The sequence below is a fragment of the Enterobacter quasihormaechei genome (assembly GCF_004331385.1).
GTDB lineage: Bacteria > Pseudomonadota > Gammaproteobacteria > Enterobacterales > Enterobacteriaceae > Enterobacter > Enterobacter quasihormaechei.
Genome location: NZ_SJON01000007.1, coordinates 179,613 through 191,797 on the forward strand (window position 1 = coordinate 179,613; position 12,185 = coordinate 191,797).

Annotated in this window: 13 protein-coding genes and 1 pseudogene; 5 read left to right on the top strand and 9 right to left on the bottom strand. The window is 56.7% G+C overall.

The window, feature by feature from the left end; all coding sequences use genetic code 11:
* Positions 1-66 precede the first annotated feature (66 nt).
* Positions 67-1,248 carry a nitrate regulatory protein NasR gene (nasR, locus tag E0L16_RS11850; protein WP_131636990.1) on the bottom strand — a complete coding sequence of 394 codons (1,182 nt, stop codon included), beginning with the start codon at positions 1,246-1,248 and terminating at the stop codon, positions 67-69.
* Between the two features lie 72 nt (positions 1,249-1,320).
* Here nasR and E0L16_RS11855 point away from each other — a divergent pair, with 72 nt between their 5' ends.
* Positions 1,321-1,674 carry a DsrE/DsrF/TusD sulfur relay family protein gene (locus E0L16_RS11855; protein WP_131636991.1) on the top strand — a complete coding sequence of 118 codons (354 nt, stop codon included), beginning with the start codon at positions 1,321-1,323 and terminating at the stop codon, positions 1,672-1,674.
* A 37-nt stretch (positions 1,675-1,711) separates the two neighbouring features.
* Here E0L16_RS11855 and E0L16_RS11860 read toward each other — a convergent pair whose 3' ends face one another.
* Both E0L16_RS11860 and chaB read right to left on the bottom strand, forming a co-directional pair.
* A complete protein-coding gene (locus E0L16_RS11860) occupies positions 1,712-2,407 on the bottom strand; it encodes a gamma-glutamylcyclotransferase (protein ID WP_063452227.1) in 696 nt (231 codons plus the stop codon).
* A 177-nt stretch (positions 2,408-2,584) separates the two neighbouring features.
* Positions 2,585-2,815 (bottom strand): putative cation transport regulator ChaB, encoded by a 231-nt coding sequence (gene chaB / locus E0L16_RS11865; protein WP_063865900.1) that lies wholly within the window; start codon positions 2,813-2,815, stop codon positions 2,585-2,587.
* Positions 2,816-3,084: 269 nt separating this feature from the next.
* Between chaB and chaA the strand changes: the two genes are divergently transcribed.
* Positions 3,085-4,185 carry a sodium-potassium/proton antiporter ChaA gene (gene chaA, locus E0L16_RS11870; protein WP_024907071.1) on the top strand — a complete coding sequence of 367 codons (1,101 nt, stop codon included), beginning with the start codon at positions 3,085-3,087 and terminating at the stop codon, positions 4,183-4,185.
* A gap of 113 nt (positions 4,186-4,298) precedes the next feature.
* Here chaA and kdsA read toward each other — a convergent pair whose 3' ends face one another.
* The 6 genes and pseudogenes from kdsA to hemA form a co-directional block, all read right to left on the bottom strand.
* A complete protein-coding gene (gene kdsA / locus E0L16_RS11875) occupies positions 4,299-5,153 on the bottom strand; it encodes a 3-deoxy-8-phosphooctulonate synthase (RefSeq protein WP_003856671.1) in 855 nt (284 codons plus the stop codon).
* A gap of 36 nt (positions 5,154-5,189) precedes the next feature.
* Complete coding sequence (gene sirB1, locus E0L16_RS11880) at positions 5,190-5,999, bottom strand: invasion regulator SirB1 (protein WP_022648376.1); 810 nt, start codon at positions 5,997-5,999, stop codon at positions 5,190-5,192.
* 3 nt (positions 6,000-6,002) lie between these two features.
* Positions 6,003-6,184, bottom strand: a pseudogene (locus E0L16_RS11885) (SirB2 family protein); the annotation flags it as partial.
* A 14-nt stretch (positions 6,185-6,198) separates the two neighbouring features.
* The gene (gene prmC / locus E0L16_RS11890) at positions 6,199-7,029 is read right to left on the bottom strand and encodes a peptide chain release factor N(5)-glutamine methyltransferase (RefSeq protein WP_131636992.1); all 831 of its coding nucleotides are present in this window, start codon (positions 7,027-7,029) and stop codon (positions 6,199-6,201) included.
* Entirely contained in the window at positions 7,029-8,111 is a 1,083-nt protein-coding gene (gene prfA / locus E0L16_RS11895; protein ID WP_003856667.1) for a peptide chain release factor 1, read from the bottom strand. Before prfA ends, prmC begins: the two co-directional genes overlap by 1 nt.
* Before the next feature lie 41 nt (positions 8,112-8,152).
* Positions 8,153-9,409 carry a glutamyl-tRNA reductase gene (hemA, locus tag E0L16_RS11900; protein WP_063452225.1) on the bottom strand — a complete coding sequence of 419 codons (1,257 nt, stop codon included), beginning with the start codon at positions 9,407-9,409 and terminating at the stop codon, positions 8,153-8,155.
* Between the two features lie 201 nt (positions 9,410-9,610).
* Here hemA and lolB point away from each other — a divergent pair, with 201 nt between their 5' ends.
* From lolB to prs, 3 genes are all read left to right on the top strand, one after another.
* Positions 9,611-10,222, top strand: coding sequence for a lipoprotein insertase outer membrane protein LolB (gene lolB, locus E0L16_RS11905; RefSeq protein ID WP_003856665.1), 612 nt, complete (start codon positions 9,611-9,613; stop codon positions 10,220-10,222).
* Positions 10,219-11,088, top strand: coding sequence for a 4-(cytidine 5'-diphospho)-2-C-methyl-D-erythritol kinase (ispE, locus tag E0L16_RS11910; RefSeq protein WP_107535500.1), 870 nt, complete (start codon positions 10,219-10,221; stop codon positions 11,086-11,088). Before lolB ends, ispE begins: the two co-directional genes overlap by 4 nt.
* A gap of 125 nt (positions 11,089-11,213) precedes the next feature.
* A complete protein-coding gene (gene prs / locus E0L16_RS11915) occupies positions 11,214-12,161 on the top strand; it encodes a ribose-phosphate diphosphokinase (RefSeq protein ID WP_003856663.1) in 948 nt (315 codons plus the stop codon).
* Positions 12,162-12,185: the final 24 nt, after the last annotated feature.

Below are 12,185 nucleotides of genomic sequence, written 5' to 3' on the forward strand. Positions count from 1 at the left end.
CTTTACTTCGCCTGAATGTGATTTGACGCACTCTAAACAGGCAGAAAATGCCCACCGATCGTGCAACTACTCCTTAGGGATGACTGGCCAGAGGTTCTTGACGGTGAGCAGCGCACGGGCGATATCCACCATGCGCTGGTTTTTATCCATCGCCATTTTTCGCAGAGCAGTCCACGCCTGCTCTTCGCTCATATTCTGGTGAGCAATCAGTACGCTTTTGGCTTTGTCGATGGTCTTCCGCTCTTCCAGCGTATCGCGCAGCGAGGCAAGCTGGCGGGACAACTGTTCTATCTCGCGCGCCTGCTGGCGCACCAGCGTAAGCAGAGGTTTATCCGGGTAAGGCGCGAGAGGTTCATCGGGATCGCTTAACCGGCCGCGGCCGTCCTCGCTGCGAAGACGTTCCTCCACCGTCAGCATCAGATCGGCGATCATCCCCTCCTCGAGCGTGCGCAGATGCTCAAGGCGGCTTGTCTGTAAGGTAAACCACGTCAGCGCGACGTTACCGCCGTTAGCACCGGGCTGGCGGGTACAGGCCACGCGTCTCAGCTGCTCGGTTTCCAGGCCCGGCAGGCAGTTCTGGGCAAACGCCTCCTGCACCCCGGCGCGGCTGTGAGAAAGAAAGATGTCGAAGCAGGCCTGCTGCCCGTCGATCCGGTCCACCAGCCTCTGGCGGGTTTCATCATCAAAAAACCCCAGGGTAAAACCAATTGCCCCCAGCGCGCGCTCCTGCCCCACCAGCTCTTTGCCCTGCATCAGGCTAAAAAGCGCGACGAAACGGCCCGCAATGTGCGGATCGTCAATGCTGTCATTGAGCTGCGGGACGATACTGAGCAGATGGCGAAGCATCCGGCTGTAGTGCTCCATCGCCTGAGGAGCGGTAATACTCTGCTGCGTCACGCCCTCGCGAAGGGCCGACAGCGTCTCCAGACATTGCAGCGCAACGGCGATGCGTTCACAGACGGCACTTCCCGGCAGCGACGCCTGGCCATTCAGCAAGGTAAGCAATACCGCCAGGTTTTCATCCACCAGCCCCCGGCTGGCTTTGCATTCCGGGGCATACAGTTTGCCCTGCGAGCAAAGCCAGACGTTTGACGCGCCGCGCTCACACTGTAGCATATGCACCAGCTGGCTAATGCTGTTCACCAGCTCTCCCAGCTGCGCAAGTCTGCTGAGCTGTTCCCTGCGCTGATATGTTGCGCGCTGGAACCATTCGGTTGCGCCGGGCAAACGGCCAGTGATTGTCGTCATCTTCTCTCTCCCGGATCGGTCATCTCCGCTGAGATAAGCAATTTTCGTGCCTTTAAAAGAACAGGAGTCAACATGCAAAAAATCGTTATCGTCGCCAACGGGGCGGCCTACGGCAGCGAATCCCTCTTCAACAGCTTGCGTCTGGCGATCGCCCTGCGCGAAAAAGAGAGCGAAACCGATTTGCGGCTGTTTTTGATGTCGGATGCGGTCACTGCGGGGCTGAAAGGACAGAAACCGGCTGAAGGCTACAACATTCAGCAGATGCTGGAGATCCTCACGGCGCAAGATGTGCCAGTCAAACTGTGTAAAACCTGCACGGACGGGCGCGGCATTACCGGGCTACCGCTGATTGATGGGGTTCAGATCGGCACGCTGCCTGAGCTTGCCGAGTGGACGCTGGCTGCGGACAAGGTGTTAACTTTTTAAGGCGAGCAGTGGACGCCCGTTCAGCCGGGCGTCGTGTTCAGGCAAAACCGGGGCGCAGCGTGTTGCTGAGCGGGTTGCCCTCCAATAGCGTTTTCACCTTCACCACCAGCTCGCTCAGACAGTCGTCCTGCATACCGAGACGCTTTAGCTCCTGATCGAGCGAGAAAAGATACTGGGCGTTCGTGCCCAGCGGTCCGCTGGCGGCGGCAATCAGCGGGGCAATCACCTGGGTTCGGGTGTCGGCTTCATAGAGTGGATGGCGCGGATCCATAATAAACACCAGTGCGTTTACGGTACGGCCATCGTCCAGTTCCAGCCTGCACCAGCTGGGCATATAGCAGCCGGTAATCATCTCGCGCTTCCACAGCAGCGTCAGTTCGTCTTCCAGCGTGGCATCCGGCAGGCGGTATGCCACGCCCGTGGTGCGCCCGCCCTCTTTTAGTGCAAGCATGCGGCCAGGCTGACAGGCGCTGCCGCGTCCGGCCGTCAGGCGCAAACAGAACGCACGATGCCAGCCCGGCAGCGTGCCGGTTGCCGATTCGACATACTCCAGCGCCGGGTTCCACATCAGCGAACCGTAACCAAAAATCCAGACCGGGCCATCATCCGGGCGGCAGGCCAGCGTTGCCGCAAGCGACGCCGCACGTTGTTCTGCCGACCACAGAAGCGATTCCTCAATAGCACCAAATGCCGTTTTACAATCTGCCTTCATCAAGAAATCACGCGTTAACACATTACACCTCCGCCACTGCATGCTTCCTTGCGACATCTGTAGTTCGCCTTCCCGGCATTCTGCGCTGTTCATTTTAACAGCAGCCGAGCAACGATAAGCAATTCGCGGGCCAGATGCAATACAACGGCAGGTCAACCGCCTGAAAAGTCAAAACGAAGGCAGCGTATTAGTCGGCAGCTATTTCTTTTTGTGCCACTTATCATCGTCTCCCTTTTCATAGTCATTTTTTACGGCGGCCCAGGCTACCTTATGCGCCGTCTCTTCACGGCTGGCATCATCCCGGCGGTCCTCTTTATCTTTGTACTGATCCCAGGCGCTGTTAAAGGCTTCTTTGTAGATATCCTGCGCGTGGGCAGGCAATACGTGTTGCACGTTATCCGGTAATTCGCTTTTCGATTTGTATGGCATCATTAACCTCTCTTTTTGGCTAAAAGATAAGTGTGGACGAGGATACGACAGGGTGCCAGCCGACAGGCAGAAATGAACGACTTAAAATCACAACGTGTTGTTATTAAATTATTATTTTATGAAGATGAGGTATTATAACCCTCAAGCATAAAAAACATTACAAAGGGTAAAATTAAGTAAAAAACAAAGGGTATTTAACAGATTTCTGTTAGTTTAATGTCCTCAAAATCTATCTATAATTACAAGCACCTGCATTGACGGAGAAGCACATGACAGCAACACACGAGGCGGTAAAGACCCGCCACAAGGAGACGTCTCTCATTTTCCCGGTTCTGGCACTGGCTGTGCTGCTCTTCTGGGGAAGCAGTCAGTCACTGCCAGTGGTGGTCGGGATCAATATTCTGGCGCTGGTAGGTATTTTAACCAGCGCATTTAGCGTCGTCCGCCATGCGGATGTCTTAGCACACCGTCTGGGAGAGCCGTACGGCTCATTAATATTAAGTCTTTCGGTTGTTATTCTTGAAGTTAGCTTAATTTCCGCATTGATGGCGACCGGCGACGCCGCGCCAACGTTAATGCGCGATACGCTCTATTCCATCATCATGATTGTCACCGGCGGCCTGGTCGGTTTCTCGCTTTTACTCGGTGGCCGTAAATTTGCCACCCAGTACATGAACCTCTTTGGCATTAAACAGTATCTCATTGCCCTGTTCCCGCTGGCGATTATCGTGCTGGTATTCCCGATGGCGCTGCCGGGTGCAAACTTCTCCACTGGCCAGGCGCTGCTGGTCGCGCTGATTTCCGCGGCGATGTACGGCGTATTCCTGCTCATTCAGACCAAAACGCACCAGAGCCTGTTTGTTTACGAACATGAAGATGACAGCGACGACGATGACCCGCACCACGGCAAGCCGTCGGCCCACAGCAGCGCGTGGCACACGGTTTGGCTGATCGTGCATCTGATTGCGGTTATCGCTGTCACCAAGATGAACGCCAACCCGCTGGAAACGCTGTTAACCGAACTGAACGCGCCGGTCGCCTTTACCGGTTTCCTGGTGGCACTGCTGATACTGTCGCCAGAAGGCCTTGGAGCGCTGAAAGCGGTGCTGAACAATCAGGTGCAGCGTGCGATGAACCTGTTCTTCGGCTCCGTACTGGCGACCATCTCCCTTACCGTTCCGGTGGTAACGTTGATTGCCTTTATGACGGGGAATGAATTGCAGTTTGCGCTGGGGGCGCCTGAGATGATTGTGATGGTGGCGTCGCTGCTGCTGTGCCAAATCTCCTTCTCTACCGGTCGCACCAATGTGCTTAACGGCGCGGCACATATGGCGCTGTTTATTGCGTATCTGATGACGATATTTGCGTAGTGTTTTTGCCCAGCGGCGCTTCGCTTGCAGGGCCTACGGTTTTGTAGGCCGGGTAAGCGCAGCGCCACCCGGCAATATACCCCATAAAAAAACCCGCCGAAGCGGGTTTTTTATTAGTTACTGGTATCCAGCTCGTCGAAGCTCTTCACCAGATCGTCAATCGCCTTGATCTGCTTCAGGAACGGCTCCAGCTTATCCAGCGGCAGCGCGGATGGACCGTCGCATTTCGCATTAGCCGGATCCGGGTGCGCTTCAATGAACAGGCCCGCCAGGCCGGTTGCCATCCCGGCGCGTGCCAGTTCGGTCACCTGCGCACGACGGCCGCCGGACGCTGCGCCAAACGGGTCGCGGCATTGCAGAGAGTGGGTTACGTCGAAAATCACCGGAGACTGGTTAGAGACGTTCTTCATCACGCTGAAGCCCAGCATATCCACAACCAGGTTGTCGTAACCGAAGTTTGAACCACGGTCGCACAGGATCACCTGGTCGTTACCGCCTTCGATAAACTTGTCGACGATGTTACCCATCTGGCCTGGGCTCACAAACTGCGGTTTCTTCACGTTAATCACGGCACCGGTTTTCGCCATCGCTTCAACCAGGTCAGTCTGGCGAGCCAGGAACGCCGGAAGCTGAATCACGTCTACTACGTCCGCCACGGGCTGCGCCTGAGAGGCTTCGTGCACGTCGGTGATCACTTTCACGCCAAACGTCTGTTTCAGCTCCTGGAAAATCTTCATCCCCTCTTCCAGGCCCGGGCCACGGTAGGAGTGAATGGAGGAGCGGTTGGCTTTGTCAAAAGAGGCTTTAAACACGTACGGAATGCCCAGCTTTTGGGTCACGGTCACGTAGTGTTCGCAGATGCGCATAGCGAGATCACGGGATTCCAGCACGTTCATACCGCCAAACAGCACGAACGGCAGGTCGTTTGCCACGTTGATATCACCAATGCTAACCACTTTTTGTTTCATAGGATCGCCTTATTCAGGTGTGAATCGGAATTAAGATTAATGCAGTGTAATGTGTTTATGCGCGATCGCGTTGATCTGCGCGCGAATCATTTCGCTGATCGGATCTTCCGGACATTGCTCGACGAAATAATTCAAATCATTCAGCGCCACGTGCTCACAGTCGAGCTGCGCATAAATCAGGCCGCGATCGCGGATTTCGTACGGATCTTCCGGATTGAACTGCAACAGCACTTCGCTTGCGCGCAGGGCCAGCTCCATCTGACGCTCTTCCATCAGCGCAGACTTCAGCGTATCCAGCAGCTTGCGGATCACCTCAGCGTTGTCGGCTTCATCAAGATCTTCATTGAAGAGCTCAGCTATAGGGCTAATATTGCCCTTCAGCCAGACGTCCAGCGTATGTTCATCCAGCGTGTCGCCGTTAAACGGATTGATCAACCACATCTCACCGTCCAGCCACTCCGCCCGCAAAATCATCTGCGTCGGGAAAATGACCGGCACCAGCGGAATATCCAGCCGGTGCGCAACCCACAGTAAAATGGCGCCCAACGCGACGGCGCTGCCCTGACGATTTTTCAACACCTGGTCCAGCCACAGTGCGTCAGACAGGCGGTATACGCCTCGCGTGTCGCAGAAACCCCATTCGCCGTAGAAAAGCTCTATCAGCTTCTCTAATTGCCAGTCCTGCGGACGTGCCTGATTGATCTCTTCGCGCGCCAGGCTGACCAGATTTTCCAGTTCAGCGTAAACGTACTGCGACGTGAAATCGTCGCGGATCATCTCTGAAATCAGGATCATGCCATCGCAGAGCGGCACTTTGTTAAATTCGAAATCGGCTAAGGACCTCATGACTTACCCCAGTAACGGTATTCTTGTGGTGGCGAGTTTAATGATGATGTACAGCACCACCAGACCCAGCAAAAAGCGTGCTGGCTGCGCGGACGGTAACCCCTACGCGCGATAAAACCCAAAACGATGTAGATGATAACGCCAAACAGCGTCTCAGTCAGCCATGCGCCTTTATCAGTAAATGGCGTATCGACTGCTTTCATGCCCACTGCCCCAGCGTGAGGCGTTCGTTGCCGCCGTAATCCCGGCAGGTTTCCACCGCGGCGTAACCGGCACGCGTAAACAGCGCTCGCACCGCCTCCCCCTGCGTCCAGCCATGTTCTACCAGCAGCCAGCCACCGGTAAGCAAATGTTTCCGTGACGTTGTCACAATGTGATCAAGATCCGCAAGTCCGTGATTCGCAGCGACCAGCGCCGTCAGCGGTTCAAAGCGAACGTCGCCCTGCGCAAGATGCGGATCGTCTTCGTCAATGTAGGGTGGATTACTGACAATCATGTCGAACATGCGGCCTTCAAGCGCGGCGAACCAGCTGCTTTGCAGAACGGAAACATTGCTCAGCCCCAGGCGCGCAACGTTACGCTGCGCCAGCGTGACCGCATCAGGCATCACGTCCACCGCCGTGACGGTGCAGTCCGGTCGCTCGCTGGCCAGCGCCAGCGCAATCGCGCCGGTGCCGGTACCGAGGTCGAGAACAGGGCAGCCCTGCGCCGGCAGCCGCGCCAGCGCCTGCTCCACCAGACACTCGGTGTCCGGGCGCGGGATCAGCGTGGCCGCCGAGACGTACAGCGGCAGCGACCAGAACTCACGTTCGCCCACCAGATGCGCCACCGGCTCGCCGGTTTTACGGCGGTCAAGGAGCACTTCCAGCTGCGCCAGCTGTTCAGCGGTCAGTTCGGTTTCACCGAAGGCGAGCAAATACGTCCGGGCTTTGCCCGTCACGTGTTCCAGCAGGATTTCAGCGTCGCGCTTCGGGCTTTCGCTCGCGGAAAGCGCGCTGGCGGCATGGCGTAGCCAGCGTTGAAAATCCATTAATCCTGCTCGGACAGCGCCGCCAGCTGGTCGGCCTGGTATTCCTGCACGATAGGCTCAATCAGCATATCGAGCTTACCTTCCATCGCCTCATCCAGACGGTAGAGCGTCAGGTTAATGCGGTGATCGGTGACGCGGCCCTGCGGGAAGTTATAGGTGCGGTTACGGTCGCTGCGATCGCCGCTGCCCAGCAGGTTACGACGGGTAGATGCTTCCGCCTGCTGGCGTTTCGCCATTTCCGCCGCGTGAATGCGCGCGCCCAGCACGGACAACGCCTTGGCTTTGTTTTTGTGCTGGGAACGTTCGTCCTGACACTCCACCACAATCCCGGTCGGCAGGTGAGTAATACGGATGGCGGAGTCGGTGGTGTTAACGTGCTGACCACCCGCCCCTGACGAGCGGAAGGTGTCGATACGCAGATCCGCCGGGTTGATGTCCGGCAGTTCCGCTTCCGGCAGCTCGGGCATGACCGCCACCGTGCAGGCTGAGGTGTGAATACGCCCCTGCGATTCGGTCGCCGGCACGCGCTGCACGCGGTGACCGCCAGATTCAAACTTCAGCCGACCATAGACGCCGTCGCCGCTGATTTTGGCGATAACCTCTTTGTATCCGCCATGCTCGCCTTCGTTGGCGCTCATGATCTCCACGCGCCAGCGGCGTGATTCCGCATAACGGCTGTACATACGGAACAGATCCCCGGCAAACAGCGCCGCTTCGTCGCCGCCGGTACCGGCGCGCACTTCCACAAAGGCGTTACGCTCATCGTCCGGATCTTTCGGCAGGAGAAGTACCTGAAGCTGCTGCTCCATCTCTTCTGAACGCGCTTTGGCGTCCTGTAACTCTTCCTGCGCCATTTCGCGCATTTCAGGATCGTCGAGCATCATCTGCGCGGTTTCGATATCTTCCTGGACCTGTCGCCAGTCGGTAAAGCATTTTGAAACATCACTTAACTGCGCGTATTCACGCGACAGCGCGCGAAAACGTTCCTGGTCGGCAATGGTCCCGGCATCGCCGAGCAGCGCCTGGACTTCTTCATGGCGCTCGTGCAGAGCTTCCAGTTTAGCGACGATAGAAGGCTTCATAGGCGTAAATGCACCTTGTCATAGAAAATGGGTATAGGGCGCTATTCCAGCCCGAGGCTGTTGCGCAGAATAGTCAGGCGTTCATCGTCCCCGTCACGGGCAGCCTGCTGAAGAGATTTGGTTGGCGCATGGATCAGGCGGTTGGTCAGTTTCCAGGCCAGATCCTGCATAATCGCCTGCGCGTCGCCGCCCTGTTCAAGGGCCGCCAGCGCTTTGGCCGTCAGATCATCACGCACCTGCTCCGCCTGACCGCGGTACTCGCGGATAGTCTCGCTGACGCTTTGCGCGCGCAGCCAGGCCATAAATTCACTGGTTTCCTGCTCAACGATAGTTTCCGCCTGCACTGCCGCCGCTTTACGCTGGGCAAGGTTGTGCGAAATGATGGTTTGCAGGTCGTCCACGCTGTAGAGGTAGGCATTGGCCAGTTTGCCCACTTCCGGTTCGACATCGCGCGGAACGGCGATGTCCACCAGCAGCATAGGCTGATTGCGGCGGGATTTCAGCGCACGCTCGACCATCCCTTTCCCGATGATCGGCAGCGGACTGGCGGTCGAGCTGATAATAATGTCCGCCTCTTTCAGACGTTCATCGATGTCGCTCAGCGCAATCACCTCAGCGCCCACTTCATCTGCCAGCACCTGCGCACGTTCGCGGGTGCGGTTGGCGATGATCATCTTTTTCACTTTGTGTTCACGCAGATGGCGCGCCACCAGCTCGATGGTTTCGCCCGCCCCCACCAGCAGTACGGTGACGGTCGACAGCGATTCAAAGATTTGACGGGCAAGGGTACAGGCCGCGAAAGCAACCGAAACCGCACTGGCACCAATGTCGGTTTCGGTTCGCACACGCTTCGCCACGGAGAATGACTTCTGGAACATACGCTCCAGCTCGCTGGCTTTCAGATGCCCTTTCTGGGAATCCGCGAAGGCTTTTTTCACCTGGCCGAGGATCTGCGGCTCGCCCAGCACCAGCGAATCCAGACCGCTGGCAACGCGCATCAGATGGCTGACCGCATCGTTATCCTGATGCCAGTACAGGCTGTTGCGCAGCTCTTCTTCGTTGAGATTGTGGTAGTCACATAGCCAGCGGATCAGCGCCTCGTGCAGGTTGTCCTGCTCTTCTACGCTCAAATACAGTTCGGTACGGTTGCACGTCGACAGCACCACGCCGCCCTGCACCATCGGCTGTGCAAGCAGGCTGTCCAGCGCCAGGTCGAGCGTATCCGGCGAAAACGTAACGCGTTCTCGCAGTGAAACCGGGGCTGTTTTGTGGTTAATACCGAGTGCTAATAGGGTCATGTTGAGCGGGAGTAGTACCAGCGTTAATAAGGTTAGCAGGACGCATCATACAGGATGCGCGAGATCAATAAAAGAGACCGCACCCTTTCGGAGTAATAGGTTACTCAACGCTTTGAGATAATTTGAACGTAGACGGTGACACCCTTCAACGCTAGCATTAACACTTATAACTGCAACGTATCTCAAGGATTTGTCATCATTATGACCCGAATGATTCGCCTGCTGCCTCTGGCGGCCCTGGTTCTGACCGCCTGTTCCGTTCATCAGCCGAAAGGCCCCGGCAAAAGCCCCGACTCACCGCAGTGGCGCCAGCACCAGCAGGACGTGCTGAAGTTAAGCCAGTACCAGACCCGCGGTGCGTTTGCCTATCTCTCTGACGAACAAAAGGTTTACGCCCGTTTCTTCTGGCAACAAACGGGTCAGGACAACTATCGCCTGCTGCTGCTGAACCCGCTGGGCAGCACCGAACTGGAGCTTAACGCGAAGCCTGGCGAAGCGCAGATCACCGACAATAAAGGCCAGCACTACACGGCCACCGACGCCGAAGAGATGATTGGCAAATTAACCGGGATGCCGATTCCGCTCAATAGCCTGCGCCAGTGGATCCTTGGCCTGCCGGGTGATGCGACCGACTATACGCTCGACGATCAATACCGTCTGAGCCAGGTGAACTACACCCAGGGCGGTAAAACCTGGAAAGTGGTCTACAGCGCGTATGACAGTAAGACGCAACCGTCGCTGCCGTCCAACATGGAGCTGACGCAGGGCAGCCAGCGTATCAAGCTGAAAATGGACAACTGGATCGTTAAATGATGACCCAGTGGCCCTCTCCTGCAAAACTGAACCTGTTTCTCTACATTACCGGGCAGCGCGCTGACGGCTATCATACACTGCAAACGCTGTTTCAGTTTGTTGATTACGGCGACACGATTTTCATTGAACCGCGTCAGGACGGGCAAATTTGCCTGCTGACGCCGGTCGACGGCGTGGCGCACGACGATAACCTGATCGTGCGTGCCGCGCGCCTGCTGATGAAAGCGGCGTCGGCATCGGGTCGCCTGCCTGCGGGAAGCGGTGCGGATATCCGTATCGACAAACGCCTGCCGATGGGCGGCGGTCTTGGTGGCGGTTCGTCAAATGCTGCGACCGTTTTGGTGGCGCTTAACCACCTGTGGGGCTGCGGTCTGACAACGGACGAGCTGGCAGCGCTAGGGTTAACGTTGGGCGCAGATGTACCGGTATTTGTGCGCGGCCACGCGGCGTTTGCCGAGGGCGTGGGTGAAATCCTCACGCCGGTAAATCCGCCGGAAAAATGGTATCTGATTGTTCACCCTGGAGTGAGCATTCCTACCCCGGTCATCTTTAAAGATCCTGACCTGAAAAGAAATACCCCGGTACGGTCAATAGATACGTTATTAAATTGTGAATTCAGCAACGATTGCGAGGATATCGCAAGAAAACGTTTTCGCGAGGTTGATGCGGTGCTTTCCTGGCTGTTAGAATACGCGCCGTCGCGCCTGACCGGTACAGGGGCCTGTGTCTTTGCTGAATTTGACACCGAATCCGCCGCCCGTCAGGTGCTTGAGCAAGCGCCGGATTGGCTGCATGGTTTTGTAGCACGCGGGATGAACACCTCCCCCCTACAGCAGGCCATTCTGGCGCAGACTGAGTTTCGGTGACAACGTCACCCTGTTCCAGACGTTGCATCGCGCTCTTTAATACACCGCCTGGATAGCGTTTGCTTAGGCCCCGCAGTTTGCGGCGAACGCTATCCACCACTGGACGCATGCCTGAGGTTCTTCTCGTGCCTGATATGAAGCTTTTTGCTGGTAACGCCACCCCGGAACTAGCACAACGTATTGCCAACCGCCTGTACACTTCCCTCGGCGACGCCGCTGTAGGTCGCTTTAGCGACGGCGAAGTCAGCGTACAAATTAACGAAAATGTACGCGGTGGTGATATTTTCATCATCCAGTCCACCTGTGCTCCAACGAACGACAACCTGATGGAATTGGTTGTTATGGTCGACGCGCTGCGTCGCGCTTCTGCTGGCCGTATCACTGCTGTTATTCCTTACTTTGGCTATGCCCGCCAGGACCGCCGCGTCCGTTCCGCGCGTGTACCAATCACCGCTAAAGTTGTCGCGGATTTCCTGTCCAGCGTCGGCGTTGACCGCGTACTGACGGTCGACCTGCACGCAGAGCAGATCCAGGGCTTCTTCGACGTTCCGGTTGATAACGTATTCGGCAGCCCAATCCTGCTGGAAGATATGCTGCAACTGAATCTGGACAACCCGATTGTGGTTTCTCCGGACATCGGCGGCGTGGTACGTGCTCGTGCTATCGCGAAGCTGCTGAACGATACCGACATGGCGATCATCGACAAACGCCGTCCGCGCGCTAACGTTTCTCAGGTGATGCACATCATCGGTGACGTAGCTGGCCGCGATTGCGTGTTGGTAGACGACATGATCGATACCGGCGGTACGCTATGTAAAGCCGCAGAAGCGCTGAAAGAGCGCGGTGCGAAACGCGTATTCGCTTACGCAACCCACCCGATCTTCTCCGGCAATGCGGTGAACAACCTCCGTAACTCCGTCATTGATGAAGTTGTGGTGTGCGATACCATCCCACTGAGCGACGAGATCAAGGCACTGCCAAACGTGCGTACGTTGACCCTGTCCGGGATGTTGGCCGAAGCGATTCGTCGTATCAGCAACGAAGAATCCATCTCTGCAATGTTCGAACACTGATCGAGCACGGCCAAAAAACCCGCT